Source organism: Sphingomonas sp. PP-CE-1G-424 (genome assembly GCF_004341085.1).
Lineage (GTDB): Bacteria > Pseudomonadota > Alphaproteobacteria > Sphingomonadales > Sphingomonadaceae > Sphingomonas.
Window position 1 is genome coordinate 117,505 of sequence record NZ_SLXW01000001.1, and the last position, 18,654, is coordinate 136,158.

At 68.4% G+C, this 18,654-nt stretch carries 12 protein-coding genes; 6 read left to right on the forward strand and 6 right to left on the reverse strand.

Annotated elements, in window-relative coordinates; all coding sequences use genetic code 11:
* Positions 1 to 146: 146 nt before the first annotated feature.
* The 6 genes from C8J43_RS00580 to C8J43_RS00605 form a co-directional block, all read right to left on the reverse strand.
* Entirely contained in the window at positions 147 to 2,270 is a 2,124-nt protein-coding gene (locus C8J43_RS00580) for a TonB-dependent siderophore receptor (RefSeq protein WP_165899519.1), read from the reverse strand.
* 310 nt (positions 2,271 to 2,580) lie between these two features.
* A complete protein-coding gene (locus C8J43_RS00585; RefSeq protein WP_165899520.1) occupies positions 2,581 to 3,168 on the reverse strand; it encodes a TetR/AcrR family transcriptional regulator in 588 nt (195 codons plus the stop codon).
* A gap of 100 nt (positions 3,169 to 3,268) precedes the next feature.
* Complete coding sequence (locus C8J43_RS00590; protein WP_133029343.1) at positions 3,269 to 4,540, reverse strand: D-arabinono-1,4-lactone oxidase; 1,272 nt, start codon at positions 4,538 to 4,540, stop codon at positions 3,269 to 3,271.
* Positions 4,537 to 5,703, reverse strand: a complete 1,167-nt coding sequence (locus C8J43_RS00595) for an MFS transporter (protein WP_133029344.1) — start codon at positions 5,701 to 5,703, stop codon at positions 4,537 to 4,539. Before C8J43_RS00595 ends, C8J43_RS00590 begins: the two co-directional genes overlap by 4 nt.
* The gene (locus C8J43_RS00600; protein WP_165899521.1) at positions 5,700 to 7,973 is read right to left on the reverse strand and encodes a TonB-dependent receptor; all 2,274 of its coding nucleotides are present in this window, start codon (positions 7,971 to 7,973) and stop codon (positions 5,700 to 5,702) included. Before C8J43_RS00600 ends, C8J43_RS00595 begins: the two co-directional genes overlap by 4 nt.
* Positions 7,974 to 8,043: 70 nt before the next feature.
* Positions 8,044 to 9,279 (reverse strand): amino acid deaminase/aldolase, encoded by a 1,236-nt coding sequence (locus C8J43_RS00605; protein ID WP_133029346.1) that lies wholly within the window; start codon positions 9,277 to 9,279, stop codon positions 8,044 to 8,046.
* 179 nt (positions 9,280 to 9,458) lie between these two features.
* Here C8J43_RS00605 and C8J43_RS00610 point away from each other — a divergent pair, with 179 nt between their 5' ends.
* The 6 genes from C8J43_RS00610 to C8J43_RS00635 all read left to right on the forward strand — a co-directional run bounded on the left by C8J43_RS00610 (position 9,459) and on the right by C8J43_RS00635 (position 18,616).
* Positions 9,459 to 10,883 carry a coniferyl aldehyde dehydrogenase gene (locus tag C8J43_RS00610; RefSeq protein ID WP_133029347.1) on the forward strand — a complete coding sequence of 475 codons (1,425 nt, stop codon included), beginning with the start codon at positions 9,459 to 9,461 and terminating at the stop codon, positions 10,881 to 10,883.
* A complete protein-coding gene (locus C8J43_RS00615) occupies positions 10,880 to 11,653 on the forward strand; it encodes an SDR family NAD(P)-dependent oxidoreductase (protein ID WP_133029348.1) in 774 nt (257 codons plus the stop codon). The genes C8J43_RS00610 and C8J43_RS00615 overlap by 4 nt, the downstream gene beginning before the upstream one ends.
* 117 nt (positions 11,654 to 11,770) lie before the next feature.
* Positions 11,771 to 12,862 (forward strand): helix-turn-helix domain-containing protein, encoded by a 1,092-nt coding sequence (locus C8J43_RS00620; protein WP_133029349.1) that lies wholly within the window; start codon positions 11,771 to 11,773, stop codon positions 12,860 to 12,862.
* Between the two features lie 122 nt (positions 12,863 to 12,984).
* Positions 12,985 to 14,148: an efflux RND transporter periplasmic adaptor subunit gene (locus tag C8J43_RS00625; RefSeq protein ID WP_133029350.1), complete on the forward strand. Its 1,164-nt coding sequence runs from the start codon at positions 12,985 to 12,987 to the stop codon at positions 14,146 to 14,148.
* Positions 14,149 to 14,151: 3 nt separating this feature from the next.
* Complete coding sequence (locus tag C8J43_RS00630) at positions 14,152 to 17,202, forward strand: efflux RND transporter permease subunit (RefSeq protein WP_133029351.1); 3,051 nt, start codon at positions 14,152 to 14,154, stop codon at positions 17,200 to 17,202.
* A complete protein-coding gene (locus C8J43_RS00635) occupies positions 17,195 to 18,616 on the forward strand; it encodes an efflux transporter outer membrane subunit (RefSeq protein WP_133029352.1) in 1,422 nt (473 codons plus the stop codon). The genes C8J43_RS00630 and C8J43_RS00635 overlap by 8 nt, the downstream gene beginning before the upstream one ends.
* The last annotated feature ends 38 nt before the right edge of the window (positions 18,617 to 18,654 follow it).

Genomic DNA, 18,654 nt, shown 5'->3' on the forward strand with positions numbered 1-18,654 from the left:
TGGAGCGCATGCCATTGCGGTTACCGACGTGACCGCATGGATCGGCGCAAACCTGACCGCGAACGCGACGTGACAGGCTGCGCGACGCGATATCTATCGTCAGCCGTGCGCAGCTGCCTTTCTCGAGCGATTTCCCTGACCAGCGCTCAAAGCCGTGCCGCCAGCGAGAAGAGGACCGATCGGGGCGCCCCGGGTGAAATCCACAGCGCGCTGTAACTGCTCTGGGCGTAGGTCTGGTCGAGGATGTTATCGACCTCGACGCGAGCGGTCAGCCTTTTGGTTAGCGGATACGCGATGCTGGCCTTGACCTTCACATAGCTTGGCAGTCGCAGGTTGCCGCCATCGAGCGCCGCGGCACGCGCGCCGACATAGGTCCCGCCCGCACTCAGAGCGAGGTCGCGGGCCGCGAGAGGAAACGTCGCGAATAATTGCAGCGTGCCGGCGTGACGCGGCACGTTGAGCACGTCCGCGCTCGGGAATGCTGGATCGCGGGCGGCAGCGTCGGTGAAAGCGTAGTTGCCGATCAGCCGCACACGTGGCGCCAGATCCACTTCGCCATCGAGTTCGACGCCGCGCGACCTGATCCGTCCGACCGTCGCGAGGAAGTTCACGTCGGCCGGATCGGTTGCGAGGATGTTGCGCTTGGAGACATCGAACCAACTGGCCCCCACCCGAAGCGATGGCAGGACGAGCTTGGCGCCGACTTCGTAGCCACGGCCGGTTTCGGGCGCGAACGCGTCTCCCAGTCGTCCGACGCTCGAATTGGCACGCGAGCCCTCGCCCCAGTTCGCATGGAAGGCGAACCGGGGATCGGGACGGTAGCGAATGCCGGCGCGAAACTCGATCGGATCACGCTCCAGACGGCTCAGCTGCCCGGACAGTCGATTGTCGATGCGCTGGTCGAGGTGCTCATAGCGCAGGCCTCCGACCACGCTGAGCGAGTCCGTCAGGTCCCACATATCCTGGCCGTAGACGGCGACGGCTTTGCGGCGTTCGTTGGTCGCGGTGAACGGCGTCAGCGGCCCGGCGACGCCCCCGTAGACCGGGTCGAAGACGTCGATCGGGTAAGGCCGGGCAGCGGTCGGCCGAAACCGCGTCTGGAAGGTGTCGAAGTCGAGATCGTAGAGCGTCACGCCCACGCTTGGTCGATGCGTACCGAAGGCCGTGACGGTGCCGCGGATTTCCGCCCGCCCCGACCAGTCTGTCAGGTTCCAGTCGCGCAAGCGGCGCTGACGGCGAACCGTTCCATCCGCCAGCAGCGTCGACGCTTCGCTGGAGAAACCCCGGATGCGAGCGTCGCGATAGGCCGTGCCGCCGACGAAAGTCCAGCTCCCGCCCAGACTTTGCTCCAGCGTCAGTTCGTGTCGCCAGTTGCTGGAGGATACGCGCCCGTCGCCGGGTTCTCCCAGAAAGCGATCGCGCGGGACGGCCTCGCTATTCCCGTTGATCGCCGGGATGCCGCGGTCGAACGGCGCGCGGAATTGAATATATTCGCCCTGGTACGTCAGCGTGGTGCCGTCCATCGGCCGCCAGCTTACCGATGGTGCGAACAGGCGCCGCCTGAGATCGACATGGTCGCGAAAGCCGTCGCTGTTCTCGATCGCGCCGACCAGGCGGATCGCGAACGTCGAGGACAGCGCCGATTCGACATCGCCTTCGAGCCGATAGGTGCCGAACGAGCCCCCGCTCGCCGTCACACTGCCGCCGTTCCGAAATCGCGGCTTCTTGGTGACCACGTTGATCACACCCGCCGGATCCACCGATCCGAACACCGCACCCACAGGCCCCTTGAGCACCTCGATCCGCTCGACGTTGGCGGGGTCCCGCGGCGGTCCGAAGCCACGATTGGCGAGGAAGCCGTCGACGAAATACTCGGCCCCCGTGTCGGGCGTGCCGAGGAAACCGCGGATCGCGTAATTGTCGCGCAGGCCGCCAAGATTGTTCTGCTGCGAGATACCGCTGACCAGCTCCAGCGCATCGGCCAGGCGGCGCACGCCGTAGTCGTCCAGAATACTGCGATCGAGCGCGATGCTGGCCTGCGACATCCGTTCGGTCACGATGTCGGATCCGCTGGTACGATCGAGGCAACGCTGGCCGAGCACGACGATGTCGTCGACCGTCCGATCTCGCCCCTGCCCCGCGTCCTGCGCAAACGCCGACGTCCCCGAACAGGCCATCGCGCAGAGCGCGGCACGCGCGACGCGGCTCCGGCGTGACGAGCGTGTTCGCTCCGAATATTGCACGGCGTTCGACACTGCCCTGGCCACCATTGTTCCAATCTCATGCAGAAACGCAAAGCCGTCGGGCTTTCGCGTTACGATACATCGTCTCATAGACGGCGGACGGAGCGGTGCAAGATGAAACTATGGTGACACGATCATGAAGAATGATGCGGGCGGTGCGCGGAAGGCTGCGCGCCCAGGTTGGCAGGGTTGGCGCTGTCCGTGACCAGAGCGCGAACGACCGGCGCGACTTCGCCTGCTCGACGACATCGCCATTTCACGGAGCGCCCCCCGCATGGCGGCGCGACCAACCTCGATTCCGCACGCGCCATCTGTGGCAAACTGGTCGTTTGCAGCCCTAGTTCGGCTCGCGATTGGCTTCGAGGACGGCGATCACCATCGTCTTGAATTGCGCGACGATCCGGTCGGTCAGCGGCGGTTCGAGCGCGATCGCCAGCCGTATCGCATGGCCGGCGAGCTCGGTGATGAGCAACGCCGCCGACAGGATCTTGTCGCGGTCGGACGACGACAACAGGATCATCATCGGCGCGACCATGAAGTCGGCGGTCGCGCGCGTGTCGATCACGTCGAGCCGGCGCAGTTCGAGATCGGCCTGCGCGCCGGCCCACACCGCGATCGCCTCGGGATGGCTGCGATAATGGCTGACATACGCGTCGATGATCCGGTCGACCGCCTGGGCGATCGTCGGGCGCCCGCCATGATCCTCGAGCAGCGCATGCACCTCGGTCCGCAGCAGCGCGCCGACCTTGTCGAGGTTGCGCAGTACCAGCGCGCGCAGGATCGCAGGCTTCGACGGGAAATATTGGTAGAGCGAGCCGATCGAGATCTCGGCGCGGCGCGCGACTTCACGCATCGCGAGATCCTCGGGGTTCTCGGTGACGAGCAGGTCCTGCGCCGCGACGAGGATCGCCTCGCGGCGGCGCATGCTGCGCTCCTGCATGGGTAGGCGGCGGGGTTCGACCATAACGCCGCCGCTCTGGCTCACCCCGTTGCCAAACGCAAACCGGCGTTGGTCGTTCGCCCGCTCACCCGCCGATCGCGAACAGCTGGTCGAAGAAGCGATTGACGAACTTGCCCTCCGGATCGGCGTCGCGACGCACGGTCAGGAAGTCGGACAGCCGGGAATACAGCGCATGCGCCGCGTTGGAATCGAGCGTGTGACGCTTCGCCCAATGTGGACGACCACCGGCATCACGCAGGATCGTCTCGAGCGCCGCGAACGCCTTCTGCCACGGCATCCCGGCATATTGATGCACCGAGATCGACAGGCACGGCCCGGCATGGAACGGGCTCAGCCAGATATCGTCGGCCGCGACGGTACGAACCTCGAACGGGAAGGCGAGCGGCAGCCGCGCCTCGCGGACGTAGCGAAGCGCCTCGCGCAGCGTCGCCAGCCCGTCGGCGCGCGGCACCTCGTATTCCATCTCCTCGAAACGCACGGTCCGCTCCTGTGCGAAAATGCGATAGGCGGGGCCGACACGCCGTTTGGGCCCGCCGATCGCCTGCATCATTCCGCGCTGCAGCTTGGGGATCAGCCCCGGCACGCGGCGCGAGATGTTGCACGCCAGGCGGAAAGCCCCCTCGTTGACGTCGTTGGCGTGGCGATATGGGCCTTCGGGCTCGACCGGATGCAGCCGCTTGAGGATGACGTAGTCGGCATAGGGAAAGACCCAGAACTCCATATGCCGCGACGCCGCGGTCAGTTCGTCGAACCGGTCGAGTACCGTGTCGAGCGGCCAGCGTTCGACGCGTTCCTCGAGGTGATAGGCGGGCAGCACCGCGAGCCGCATCGCGACCACGACGCCGAGCAGGCCGAGACCGAGGCGCTGCGCCTGGAACAGCGCAGGCTCGGTCTGCGCGTCGCAGGTCACGAGCGTGCCGTCGGCGCGCATCAGGCGGACGCCGGTAACCTGCGTCGAGATGCTGCCGAGCGTCTCGCCGGTCCCGTGCGTGCCGGTGCCGGCGGCGCCCGCGAGCGACTGCGGATTGACGTCGCCCTGATTGTAGAGCGACAGCCCCTCCGCCCAGAGCGCGTCGGTCAGTCGTGCGAGGCTCCAGCCCGCGGGGGCCCAGACCGACCGGCGATCCGCGGCGACCTCGATCCCGCCTTCGAGATCGGCGAGCGACAGCAGCGTACCCTCGGTCTGGCACAGCGGCATGAAGGAATGGCCGGCCCCGACCATCCGCAGCTGCCGCGCACCCGTGACAACCTCGGCCAGTTCGTCGAGCCCGCGCGGACGCGCGATCGTGGCGGGCCGCGCGACGACGCTGCCCGACCAGTTGGTCCACTCGGTCATGATCGGTCTTTCGATTGCACGGCAAACGCAGGGGACCCCACGCGCCGAAGTAGGGGAAGCAGCAGCACGATGCCGCCGGTGACGATGAGCAGTCCGGCACCGAGCGTGAGGCAGCCACGGACGTCGCCATCGCTGACGCTCAGCGCCGCGACGCTCGGACCGGTCGCGCACCCCAGCAGCAGCGCCGCCGACCCGAGCATCGCGGCACGGTGCGTCGGGTCGACATCGATCAGCAGCCGGGTGAAATACGGGCTAGCGAACGCCCAGAGCATCCCGAAGCCGATCGCGGTCGCCAGGAATGCGGTCCGACCGGGCAACGTCGCGAATATCGCCGCTGCGACGATCAGCGCAGCGGTCGCGCCGATCAGCACGACGCGGCACGCCCAGCGCTGGACCGTGGCCGCGCCTAGGATGCCGCCCGTGACCTGTCCGGCAAGCGCGAGCACCACCGCGAGGCCTCCGGTGCCGGACGAGAGTCCGGCCTGATGCGCGAGCGGCTCGAAATAGATCCAGATGCCGAGGATGCCGGCGAAGAAGCAGAACGCGGCCGCGAGCGCGAGCCATCCCCGGATATCGGGCAGTCCCATGCCGTGGTTCGCCGCGAACGGCGCCAGCCGCACCGGCGTCCCCATCGCGACGATCGCGACCGGCACGCCGAGCGCGGCGATCGCGAAGAACCCCGTCGCCGCGCCGTGATGCTGCGCGACCAGGCCGCTGATCAGCGCGGCGCAGGCCAGCTGCGCGACCGTCTGGATCGTCAGATACATCCCGGCCTGGCGCGCGGGCTGCGCCGATCGGACGATCATCGCGGTGACGATGCCGACCAGCATGCCGCTGGGCGCACCGGCCAGCGCGCGCAGCAGGATGACCGTGCCGCCGGTCGCGCTGGCGGTCGCGACGTCGAGCACGATGATCGCCACCACGCTGGCCAAGGCGACCATGCGCGGCGCGACGCGTTCGGTCACGAACCCCGCCGCGCCCGCCGCTAGCCCCATCGTCACCAGCTCGGCCGTGGCGGCGAGCCCGAGCTGCGCCGCGGTAAGATGCCCCTCCGCGACCAGCGTGCCGAGCAGCAACGGGGCAAGGCCCGCCATGAGGACGCCGTACACGCCGACGACGAACGCGGCGACATAGGCCGAACGGGTCGTATCCGGCGCGATCATCGATAGTTCGCCCGCAACGACAGACCGAAGGTCCGCGGCCGTCCGACGACGACCGCATCGAAGCCCAGCGCAGGCAGCGGCGTGATGTCGGAGATGACCGGCACGTCGAAGACGTTGCGGACCCACAGCGCGACCTCGTAGCGGTCCTTGGCGAACTGCCAGCCGATCCGCCCGTCGACGAAGGCGCGCGCGCGATCGGTCAGCCGTGCGTCGTTGGACGTGTCGAAGAACACCTTGCTGCGGTAGGAGACATCCGCGCGCGCGACGATCGCGCCGGTCGCGATCGGTTTGCGATACTCGGCGCTTCCCTGCACGCTGACCTTGGGCGCCGAGGGCAGACGGTTGCCCGAATAGTCGGCCCCCTGCGAGATGAAGTCGCGATACGTCGCGCTGAGCAGCGAGGTCGAGGCGCTGAGGTTGAGGCCATCGACCGGTCGCGCGGTCAGTTCGAGTTCGGCGCCGTAGATCCGCGCCGCCGAGGCGTTGGTGAAGAGCTGCGTGGTGATCAGCCCCTGGACCACCGACGTGTAGACCTGCAGATCCTGGTAGTCGTAATAGAAGGCCGACACGTTGAGCCCCAACCGTCGGTCGAGCCACTGCGTCTTGGCACCGACTTCATACGCGTCGACCGTCTCGTCCTTGTAGGGCCCGATCAGCGAGGGGTCCTGCGCGAAGCCGCTGAAGAAGCCGCCGCTCTTGGTGCCACGATTATAGCTCGCATAGACGTTGGCGGCGTCGCTGAAGCGATATTGCAGCCCGGCGCGCCCCGACCACGAGCCGAACGTCTTGGCATCGGCATAGGTGAACAGCGGGATCGTTCCCCCGGCGGCCTCCGCGCGATAGTCGAAGCGCTTGCGATCGGCGGAATAGCGTAGCCCGCCAGTGAGCGTCAGCCGCGGCGTGAGATCGAAATCGAGCTGCCCGAAACCGGCATAGCTGTTCGTCACCTGCCGCGACGGCCACGCGAAGTCGCCGATCCCCGCGACGAGGTCGACCCCGCTCGGATTGTCGGGCGTCGGCGCGCGTAATACCGGCAGCACGTCGAGCGACGACGCGTTGCGGATCAGGTCGTGCGCATAATAAACGCCGGCGACATAGCGCAGCCGGTCGTGGCCGTTGGACTGCACGCGCAGTTCCTGGCTGACCGTGTCCTGCCGGGTGATATAGGAGGCGGCGACGACCGGTACCGGGCTGGCGTCGGTATCCTCCTGATCGTTGCGGCTGGCATGCTGGAACCCGGTCACCGCGATCAGGCTGACTGGCCCGAGATCGATCGACAGCGTGTTGCCGGTGCCGAACAGGCTGACCCGGTCGCGCCCTTCGAAGCGATAGGCGCCCTCGTACAGATTGCGGCTGGTGTTGGCGTAACCCAGGATGTTGGTGCACTGGCCCGAGGTGTAGAAGGCGGGCGTGCACAAGCCATCGGCGCCGGTCGCCGCCGCGGTCTGCGGAATCAGCGTGCGCGCATAGGCCTGGAGCGATCCACCGGTCGAACGGCTAGCATTGACGGTGAGATCGTCGGTCACCGTGCTCGACGGCGTCAGGTGGACGCTGCCGCGCAACGCCCAGCGGTCGACGTTGTTGCCGCGGTTGCCGGTCAGCGTGTTGCGCATGTACCCGTCGTCGCGCTGATACAGACCGGCGATGCGGACCGCCGCCAGGTCGGTCGCGACCGGCGCACTGATCCCGCCCTGCAATGTCACCGCGTTGAACCGGCCGTAATCGAGCGACAGGTCGGCTTCGGGCGTCGTGCCCGGCTGGCGCGTGGTGACGTTGATCGCGCCGCCGGTGGTGTTGCGGCCGTACAGCGTTCCCTGCGGGCCGCGCAGAACCTCGACCTGGCCGAGATCGAAGAACGCATCGCGCTGCGCCAGCGTCGAGGCGACGTAGACGCCGTTGACGTAGATGCCGACCGCGCTCGCCGTCGCCGGGTTGAAATCGTTGAGGCCGACGCCGCGGATGAAGATGCGCGGGTTGGCGCCATTGTCCGCCGAGCGGATCTGGAGGCCGGGAACGCGCCCCGACAGGTCGAGCACGTCGGCGATGCGGCGTTCGCGCAGGTCGTCACCGGTGATCGCGGTGACCGCGATCGGCACGTCCTGGAGGCGTTCGGACCGGCGCTGGGCCGTCACGACGATATCGCCGTCCCCGGGTGCGGGCGTGGGCGCAGGCTTGGAAGGCTGGCCGGCCGCGGCCTGCTGCGCGTGCGCCTCGGCGGATAGGGCGAGCGCGACGAGGACCACACTATGGTGCAAGATAGACCGTTTCATCGTCATCCCCTTTTTTTGCGTTGGCGTCGGTCCTCGCGGGTCCGGTCGACGGCCCGCCTGTCGTTGCAGGTCAGAAGAAGCATTGCCCGTCGCCGCGATACGTCGCGACGCGGTCGACAATGTCGTGGCCGCGAATGAGCAGCAGCGTGTCGAACCGCTCGCACAGCTCACCCGCCTTGGCGTGACGGAAGAAGACGGGCGCACCGAGCGGCAGCGCGTCGGCAGTGCCGAGCCGCACCGGCGTCTGCACCTCGCCGCCACCCTCGTTGTCGATCAGCGTGGCACCGGTCGGCAGCCACGGCTTGGGAAGACGGTCGGGGCCAATCGGACCGGACGCGGGATAGCCGCCGCCCGCACAGGTCACGATCCCGGGTGCCGGGCGCCGCGTCACCGGCAGCGCGAAGCCCGCCGCGGGCTCGCCCAGCGTGACCGCATAATGATCGAAGAGCCCCGGCAGATAAAAGCCTGACCCCGCCGCCAGCTCGGTGACGCTCGGATCGCGCGCGGTGCTTTCGAAGCTGCCGGTGCCGCCGCCATTGACGAACCGCAGGCTATGCCCCGCCGCGGTGAGCGCCGCGACGATCGCGCCGCGGCGCCGATGCACGTCGCGGATCGAGCGCGCCTTGAGCGTCCGGATGATGCGGTTGCGCACCCGCTGGCCGGGCACCGCGTCGTTGAGCCCGGCGATCTGCCCCTCATAACCCATCACGCCGTCGAGCCGCAGATGGCGCCGCCGGGCGATGGCGTCGGCCAGCGCGAGCGCCGCCTTCGCGGTCGCGACCGGCGACCGATAGACACCGAAGCGCAAACCGGGAAAACTGGTCGAGGCATCCATGTCGATCGCCACCGCGAGCGAGGTTCCCGCCGCCGCAGCACAGCGATCGATGACGTCGAGCTGCGCGACATCGTCGACCATCAGCGTGATCGACGCGCCGCCCTGCACCGCCGCCGCGACGCGCGCGATCTCGCTCGGCTCGACCGTCGGATAGGCGACGACGAGATCGTCGAACCCTTGCGATGCCAGCCAGGCTGCCTCCGAAGGCGAAAAGCACAACAATCCTTGCAGATAGGGAAACCGGTCGAGCAGATAGCGAAGCACGCCCACCGACCGGATAGACTTGGTGACGAGCCGGACCGGCATGCCGCGCGCCCGCATGCCCAGACGGTCGCCATTGCGGTCGAGCGCGTCGAGGTCGACGAACGCTGCGGGCAGCCGCACCGTGCCCAGCGCATCCACATAGCGCCGATAGGGATCGGACGTCGGCGCACCAGCCGCTGCCGGCGCGAACCTGTCGCGGTCGTCCATAGCGATCCTCTCCCTCATGCCATCGACCTCTTTGGCGAGTCTATGTGATCATCCTATCAAGCTTGATGTATATAGCTATATCTAAATATGATCATCGCTCTTGTTAGGGAATAGCGTTCGTCATACGATCGAAGGAAGTCGTCGAGACACGCAAATCGAGACGCCATGAAAGGATTGCCATGACCCCCGAAGTGCAGGCGTTGCGCACCGCGTTCGATCGCCAACATCGCGCCTCCCGCGACGACGTCGCGGCCAGTGCGCCGATCCGTCAGGCGCTGCTCGATTCGCTGCACGGGCTGCTCATCGAGGGACGCGCCGCACTGGTGGAGGCGATCTCCGACGATTTCGGCGGGCGGTCGAGGACCGAAACCGACATCCTCGAGATCGTGCCGCTGATCACCGCGATCGGCCACAGCCGTGTACGCCTGAAGACATGGATGCGCGACTCGCCGCGCCGCGTCGACCTCAGCCTGCAACCGGGCACCGCGTGGGTCCGCTACGAGCCGCTCGGTGTCATCGGCGTCATCGCGCCCTGGAACTATCCGTTGTTCCTGACGCTGGGACCGGCGATCGATGCGCTGGCGGCGGGCAACCGCGTGATCGTCAAGCCGTCCGAAGCCTCCCCGGCGTTCGCCGCCCTGCTGGCACGCCTCGTGGCGGACCGGTTCGACGCCGATCGCCTGACCGTCGTGCAGGGCGGCGTCGCGGTGTCGCAGGCCTTGTCGGGACTGCCGCTCGATCACCTCGTCTTCACCGGATCGACCGAAGTCGGGCGCCATATCCTGCGCGCCGCCGCCGAGCATCTGACGCCGGTGACGCTGGAGCTTGGCGGCAAGTCCCCGGCAATCGTCGCCCCCGATTTCGCGATCGACCGCGCCGCCAGGTCGATCGCCTTCGGTCGCTATCTCAACGCCGGCCAGACCTGCGTCGCCCCCGATTACGCGCTGGTGCCGGCCGCCTCGGCGCGCCGGTTCGCGGACGGCGTGCTGTCCGCTGCCGTGCACCGCTACCAGACGATCGAGCGCAATGGCGACTACAGCAACATCATCGATGCACGACACCACCAGCGGCTGACCAACGCGATCGAGGAGGCGCGGCACGGTGGTGCGGAAATCCTCACCCATCCCGCGCCGGCCCCGACCGGGCACCGTATCGCGCCGACCGTGGTTCTTGGTGCGCCCGACGATTGCACGCTGATGCGCGAGGAGATCTTCGGCCCGGTGCTGCCGGTGAAACCCTATGACACGCTCGACGCGGCGCTGGCCTTCGTCCGCGCCCGCCCGCGACCGCTCGCGCTCTACTGCTTTGCGGATGGCGCGGCGATGCAGCGCAGGATCCTCGATGGCGCCACCTCGGGCGGCGTGACGATCAACGGCACGCTGCTCCATGTCGCACAGCACAGCCTGCCGTTCGGCGGCATCGGCGCAAGCGGCATGGGCGCCTATCACGGCCGCGACGGCTTCCTCCGGTTCAGTCATGCGCGCGCCGTGCACAAGGCCGGGCCGATCAACATGTTCGAACGGATCGGCCCGCCCTGGGGCACCGCTGCGCGGCTGACGATGCGGCTGGTGGCCGGGCTGAAGCCGCTCGGCGACGGCCGGTGATCTTCGCGGGCAAGGTCGTGCTGATCGTCGGCGCGTCGAGCGGCATGGGCCGCGGTGTCGCGCGACGGCTAGCCGCGGAAGGCGCAACGATCGTCGCGACCGCGCGACGGGCCGGCGAACTGAAAAGCCTCGCAGCGGAGATCGCGCTCGACCGCGGTGTCTGCATGATCCACCCCGCCGACGCACTGCGCGAGGACGAAGCCGCTGCGGTCGTCGAGGCCACGATCGCACGGTTCGGTCGCATCGACCTGCTGCTGATGAACGTCGGCGGCGCTCCCGATCTCGACCTGCGGACGATCGGCGTCGGCGCGGTCAAAGACTATATGCGGAGCAATTACGACGTCTGCGTCAACTACCTGTTTCCGGTGCTTCACCATATGATGCGTCAGGGTTCCGGCATGGTTGCGCATACCAATTCGCTCGCTGGTTTGATGGGCGTGCCGCTGCAAGGGCCGTATTCTGCCGCCAAAGGCGCGATGCGGTTGCTGATGGACACGTGTCGCGTCGAGTTCGCCGATCACGGCCTACGTTTCATCAGCATCTACCCCGGCTTCGTCGCCACCGCGCGAACGCAGGGGCATGCCATGCCTTCGCCGTTCGAAATCTCCGAGCAACGCGGCTTCGCGCATATTGTCCGCGCGCTCCGCACCGAACGAAGCGACTATCGCTTTCCGGCTTTGATAAGCTGGCTGGTGCGCATTGCCACCGTCCTTCCCCAGCCGATCGTGACGATGCTGCTTCGTCGGCGCCTGCGCGCGGCACGAACATGACCCGCAGTCCGGATTTGCGACGCGTCGCCTGCCCGCCCCGACGACGACCCCGCCCGCGCACGTCTTAGTCTGCACGAAACGACCGCAAACGGTAGGACTGGACATACCGGCGACGGCATGGTTGTCGCCGCTGATGGCCAGCATGACCCGGTATCGTCGACGGTGATTCTCCAGCTCGATCTCCTGTGTCGCGGCGGTGCGATCGGCTTGCTGATGCTGGCGGCGGTGGTGTTCGCGCGGTCGCCGGCGTCGTTGCCGAGTCGGTTCGGATTGGCGCTGACGCTGTGTACGGTGGTCGGTACGCTGGCGGGGTTGCCGCATGCGCCGACCGCGTTCGATCCGCTGCTCGATCTGAGTTCGAGCGCCGCGATTCCCCTATTCTGGCTGTTCGCGCGCGCCTGGTTCGACGATGCGTTCAGACCCAAGCCGATCGATATGGCGCCGGCGGCGGCGTTCCTGGGCTGCACGCTGTACGTCAGCCTACAGGGGCGCGGGCTGGCGGCACCGATCGAGGGGCTGGATATCGCGGCCTATGTTGGGGGAATGGCGTTCGCGGTCCACGCGCAGTGGCTCGCATGGCGCAATCGGCAGGGCGATCTGGTCGAGGCGCGGCGGCAGGCGCGGACGATCTTCGTGGTGTCGATCGGGCTCATCATCCTGTGGCTCCTCGGCAGCGAGATCGTCGGTCGCGCGACGGGCGAACTGGCCGTTTCCGGAATGACCGCCGCCGCCGGGCTGTTCATGGGCACGTTCGTGATCAGCGCGCTGCTGTTCGGATTGCGCCACCCCGAGGTTTTCCTGAGCGCGGATGCCGCCCCGGTGGTCGGTGAAGCTCCAGCTGTCGCGGCGCCCGAACCGCTCGACGTCGGTCTCGGCCAGAGCCTGGCGGCGATGATGACGCAAGACCGCGCCTACCGCGATCCCGACCTGACGATCGGAATGATCGCCGCGCGCGTCGAGACACCCGAATACCGCGTGCGGCGGCACATCAATGGCGGGCTCGGCTATCGCAACGTCAGCGACTACCTCAACGAACACCGGATCGCCGAAGTCCGCAGCGCGCTCGCCGACCCTTCGCAGAAGGACGTGCCGATCCTGACGATCGCGATGGACGCGGGGTTCGGCAGCCTCGTCATGTTCAACCGCGTGTTCAAGGACCGCCTCGGCGAAACCCCCAGCGCGTTTCGACGGCGGCACCTGGAAGGCTAGCGACGCCGGTTTACAGGAGGCGGAACCGGTCGTTTTCGGAAATGACTGGTCGGTTTTGAGGATCGGCAGGCCAGGGTCGGTCCAAATCGGCAGGGCGACCGCGTTCACAACGGGACGCGACGATGCCGATGATTTCCACTGCCCCGACCGGGTTGCCGAGCAAGCTGCAGACCAAGCTGATCACCGCCGGTCTGACCCTCCTCGCCTGCGCCGGCTGTTCCTCCGAACCGGTCGTATCGCCCAGATCCGACGCCACGCTGGTCGACGTGGTTACCATCCATCACGCTGGCGGACAGACCGCGACGTTCGACGGCGTCCTGCGCCCGCGCCGCGATATCGCGCTCGGCTTCAAGACCGGCGGCCGCGTCCTCGCGCTGAACGTGCAGGTCGGCGATCACGTCCGCGCCGGGCAGGTCCTCGCCCGCCTTTCGCACGCCGAGGCGATCGCCGATACCGGACAGGCGCGGGCCGAACTTGCCGCCGCGACCGCCGAGGCGATCCGCGCGGGCGACGCGGCACGACGTGCGACTGGCCTCGACGGGATCGGCGCGTTGTCAGCCGCCGAGGTCCGCGACCGCGCGCTGGCGGCGAGTGCCGCAGCGGCGAAGCGCGATGCGGCGCGCGCGGCGTTCGACCACAGCCGAGCGACGCTCGCCTACGCGGTGCTGATCGCCCCAGAAGACGGCGTCGTGACCGAACGCACCGTCGAATCGGGTACCGTGGTCGATGCCGGCACCACCGTCGTCAGACTGGCCGCGGGCGGTCTCGAAATCGAAGTTCGCCTGCCCGAGCGCGTGCAGGTTGCCAGCGGGACGATGGCGGATGCCAGCTTCTGGTCCGCGCCCGACACGATCGCCGAGGCCCGGCTGAGACTGGTCGGACCGGCGGCGGACGGCGCGCTGCGGTTGCGGACCGCGCGGTTCAGCGTGCTCGGCGACGTCTCGCAGATCCCGTTCAACAGCTCGGCGACGCTCACGCTGCGGATGCCCGATCCGAAGGCGACGATCCGCGTGCCGCTGACCGCGCTCGGTGCACGGGGCAACCAGCCGCACGTCTGGTCGCTGTCGAGCGTCGACGACAAGGCCGGCAACGGGGCCGGCAACGGGGGCGGCGACAGGGGCGGCGACCGTGTCCACCGCCAGCCGGTACATCTGGTCGAACTGCGCGGCGACGACGCGATCGTCTCGGGCCTGTCCGATGGCCAGCAGATCGTCGCAAACGGTGGCGATACGCTGTCGGAAGGGCAGCGCGTCGTCATGGCCGGCCTCGTCGCGGGCGGCAACTGAGCGATGGACCGCTTCAACCTGTCGCGCTGGGCGATCCGCCATCCCGCGCTCGTCGGCTTCCTGATCGCGTTGCTGTTCGCAGCCGGCGCCGCGCAGTTCTTCGCGCTGGGGCGTGACGAGGATCCGACCTTCACGCTGAAGGAGATGATCGTCGCGGCGTCGTGGCCTGGTGCGTCGCCGACGCAGATGCGCGCGCAGGTCGCGGACCCGATCGAACGCCGGCTGCGGGCGACCGAAGACCTCGATTTCCTCCAGACCTACTGCGTCGACGGTCGCTGCGTGATCCGCGTGTCGCTGAAGGACAGCGCGCCGAAGGATCGCGTGCCGGTGATCTGGCAACAGGTCCGCAAGCAGCTGAAGGATCTCGAGCCGGGGCTTCCCGCGGGGGCGACGGTTGTCGCCGACGACGACTATGCCGACGTCTACGGCTATGTCTTCACGCTGACCGGCGCGGACAATGCGCGATTGGTGGCGTTGGCCGAACAGGCACGCGACGCGATGCTGCGCATCCCCGGCGCGGGCAAGGTGCAGATCACCGGCGAGGTACCGCGCCGGCTGTTCGTCGATGTCGACTCCCGCCGGCTCGCCGCGCTGGGGCTGTCGCCGGACGCCGTCGTGCAGGCGCTGGCGAAGCGCAGCAGCGTCGCACCCGCTGGGGTAGTCGAGCGCTCGATGCGTGTCCCCGTCCGGATCGGCGGTACGGTCGACGGCGTCGATACGGTCGAGACCACCGCTATCCCTGCTGCGAACGGGACGATCAGCGTCGGCGACGTCGGCGTTGTCAGTAACGGCTACGCCGATCCGCCCGACGGGCTGGTCCGCGATGCGGCGAAGCCTGCGGTCGTGCTGGCGATCGCGATGGCGCCGGGTGCCGACGGGCTGGGCTTCGGCAAGCACTTGTCGCAGGTCGCCGCCACGTTCGGCCACACGCTGCCCGCCGGGATCACGATGACCCAGGTCGAGGACCAGAGCCAGAACATCCGCGAAGCGGTGAACGCGTTCCTCATCAAGTTCTTCTGCGCGCTGACGGTGGTCCTGCTGGTCGCGTTCGTGACGCTCGGCTGGCGGACCGGCGTGGTCGTCGCGCTGTCCGTCCCACTGACGCTCGCGATCGTCGCGCTGTTCATGGGGGCGAGCGGGATCGGACTCGAGCGGATTTCGCTCGGCGCGCTGATCCTGTCGCTCGGGCTGCTGGTCGACGACGCGATCATCAGCGTCGAGGCGATGGTCGTCCAGCTCGAAAAGGGCGCGAGCCGGGCCGATGCCGCCGCCTATGCGTGGACGCACACCGCGTTCCCGATGCTGACCGGCACGCTGCTGACGATCGTCGGCTTCCTGCCGGTCGGGTTCGCGCAATCGACCACCAGCGAATATGCCGGCGGAATCTTCTGGGTGACCGGGTCGGCGTTGCTGGTCAGCTGGGTCGTTGCGGTCGTATTCACGCCGTATCTGGGTGTGCGGCTGCTTCCCGAGGCGCACGCGCATCACGACGCGGACGCGATCTACGACACGCCAGTCTATCGACGACTGCCCAGCGTTGTCGATGCGTGCTTGGCGCGCCGGAAGACAGTGGTCGCGGTGACCGCGGCACTGCTGGTCGCGAGTCTCGCGGGCGCGATGCTGGTCCGCCAGCAATTCTTTCCCGTATCGGACCGCCCCGAGATCATTGCCGACGTCAGCCTGCGACCGGGGTCCTCGCTCGCCGCAACCTCGGCGGCGGTAAAGCGGATCGAAGCGAACATCGCCAAGGACCACGATATCGCGCAGGCCGACAGCTATATCGGCCAGGGCTCGCCACGCTTCTATCTGCCTTACGGCCCCTCGCTGCCCGACCCGGCGACCGCGACGATGGTGCTGGTCGCCACCGACCTTCATGCGCGCGAACGCGTCATCGCGCGGCTGCTGGCGAACCACGCGTCCCCCGAGGCCAAGCTCCACATCCGCCGCCTGTCGCTCGGGCCAAGTGCGGGCTTTCCCGTGCAATACCGCGTGATCGGCCCCGATCCGGAAATGTTGCGGACCATAGCCGCACGGCTGCAGGCAGTACTGCGCACGACGCCGGGGACGACCGCGGTCCAGGCGGACTGGGGGACGCCATCGGTCGCGATGCGGCTCGATCTCGACGCCGAGCGGGTCGCGCGGCTCGGGCTCGATCGCGCGCGGCTGGCGGGTGACGTCGCGACGATGATGTCGGGCCAGCCGGCGGGCGACGTGCTCCGCGGGACCAAGCGGATCGGCATCGTCGTGCGCGGCACGGCGGCAGATCGCGCCGATCCGGGGCGGCTCGCCGATATGGCGGTGAGCACGCCGGGCGGTCCGGTCCCGCTAGGCCAAGTCGCGCGGATCGGCGCGACCACAGAACAGCCGATCCTATGGACGCGCAACGGCGAACTCTGCATGACCGTGCAGGCCGACATGACCGGCGACGTGCAGGCGTCCGAAGTCGTCGACGCCGCCGCCGCGCGCGTCGCCGCGATCGCGACATCGCTGCCCGCTGGCTACCGGATCGAGGATGGCGGCGACAGCGAGTTGTCCGCCAAGGCGAACGACGCGATCTATGCGCTGCTGCCGGTCACCTTCGCGCTGATGCTCGTGCTGCTGATGATCCAGTTGCAGAGCATCGGCCGCACCTTGCTGGTGCTCGCGACCGCACCGCTCGGGCTGATCGGCGCGGTCGCCGCGCTGGTCGTGACGGGCGCGCCGTTCGGGTTCGTCGCGTTGCTCGGGTTGATCGCGCTGGCGGGGATGATCATGCGCAATTCGATCATCCTGGTCGATCAGGTGACGCACAACCAGGCAGACGGCATGGACCTGCACGCGGCGATTAGGGCCGCGACGATCGGGCGATCGCGTCCGGTCGTGCTGACCGCGCTGGCGGCGGTGCTGGCGTTCATTCCGCTGTGCTTCAACATCTTCTGGGGACCGATGGCGATCGTGATGATCGGCGGGCTGATCGGCGCGACGATCCTCACGCTGGTCGCCCTGCCCGCGCTCTACGCGCTCGCGTTCGATCGCACATCCAGCCTTCCGCAGCAGGACCACCACGATGCATGATCCAAAAATCACGCGGGCATTGCCGCTGCTGTTCGCCGCCGCGCTGGCGGGCTGCACGGTCGGCCCGAACTTCACGCCCCCCGCGCCGATCCTGCCGACGGTCTGGCAGGGGGCGACCCCGGTGTCGGCTAGCACCGATGCGCGCTGGTGGCGTAGCTTCGATGATCCGGTGCTCGATGCGCTGGAGGCGCGCGCCGGCGCGGACAACCTCGATATCGCGGCGGCGATCGAGCGGATCACCGCCGCACGGATCGAACGGGGGCAGGCCCGCGCCGCCGGGGCGCCGCAGGTCGAGGGTCAGGCGGGCTACAGCCGCGAGCGGGTCGGCACCGCGGGGATCGCCTCGGTCACGCAGACGCTGCTCGGCGTCACCCCGACGGCCGCCCCGCCCAAGGGCGTCGACTTCGATCTCTACAGCGTCGGAGTCGGCGCAAGCTGGGAACTCGATCTCTGGGGCGGTCATCGTCGCCAGGCCGAGGCGGCGCAAGCGTCGGTCGCAGCCACCGAAGCCGCCGCGCGCGGCGTACGCCTGTCGGCCGAAGCCGAGGTAGCGCGCACCTATTTTCAGTTACGCGGCCTGTGGGAGGAACGCCGCATCGCGCAGGACGGCGTCGGGCTCGCCGAGCGCAACGCCGCGATCGCGCGCGCGCTGCTCGACCGCGGTCTCGCGACGCCGATCGATCGCGCGGCGACCGCGGAGAAGCTGCGTGCGCTGCACGGCGATATCGTCGAGCTCGACCATCAGGCGGCCACGACGCAGCGCGCGCTCGCGATCCTGGTTGGGGCCACACCGGATACCGTCCCGTTCGAGCGCACCACCCTGGCACCGCTCAGGCCGCTGCCGGCGATAGCGGCGCGCCTGCCCTCCGAGGTCGCACGGACCCGCCCCGATATCGTCGAGGCCGAAGCGCGGCTTCATGCGGCGACCGCGCAGATCGGCGTCGCGCAGGCCGATTTCTATCCGAAGATCAGCCTGACCGGACTGTTCGACATCGACGTGCTGAACCTCGCCGATTTCGCCTGGAACGCGCGCAGCACGAGCATCGGCCCCAGCCTGTCGCTGCCGATCTTCTCCGGCGGACGCTTGCAACGGCAACTCGACCTGCGTCGGTCCGAAGACCGCAGCGCCGCGATCGCCTACCGCCAGACCGTCCTCAACGCCTGGCGCGAAGTCGACGACGCGCTGTCCGCAACGCGCGCCGCAACCGAACGCACTACACTCTACGATCGCGATCTGGCGTCGCGGCGGCAAACGGTCGCGATGGTCGAGGCGCGCTACGCCCGCGGCGATATCGGCGCACTACCCCTGCTCGACACACGCCAAGCGGCATTGTCGGCAGAGCTCGCGGCCGTTCGCCAGCGCGTCGCGTCGGCGCTCGCGCACATCCAGCTCCACCGCGCGCTTGGCGGCTAGGCCCGATGCCGTGCATCGCCACCCGATCGTCGCATTCG